Below are 278 nucleotides of genomic sequence, written 5' to 3'. Positions count from 1 at the left end.
CGGACATCTTGTCCGTGGTCGGGTCACCCTTCTCCGGGTGGATCGCGTCGTAGCCGGCGATGTCGGAGAACCAGTCGGAGTTGATCTGGTTGTTCTTGGTGTTGGCGGCCCAGGTCCACGCGTCCACGAAGGAAGCGGCGGTCACCGGGGTGCCGTCGTGGAAGGTCCAGCCGGACTTCAGGGTGACGGTGTAGTTCTGCGCGTCGGTCGTCTCGATCTTGTCGGCGACCTGGTTGCGCAGCTGGCCGTTGCTGGGGTCGTAGTCGACCAGACCCTTG

General features: G+C 64.4%; 1 protein-coding gene. It reads right to left on the bottom strand.

Annotation, left to right across the window (positions count from 1 at the left end; translation table 11 throughout):
- Nucleotides 1-278: ABC transporter substrate-binding protein (locus ABD353_RS40330; RefSeq protein ID WP_344628660.1), on the bottom strand; the 278-nt coding region annotated here is incomplete at both ends.

The organism is Kitasatospora arboriphila (assembly GCF_039528095.1).
Lineage (GTDB): Bacteria > Actinomycetota > Actinomycetes > Streptomycetales > Streptomycetaceae > Kitasatospora > Kitasatospora arboriphila.
This window is presented reverse-complemented; position numbering and strand designations above follow the sequence as displayed.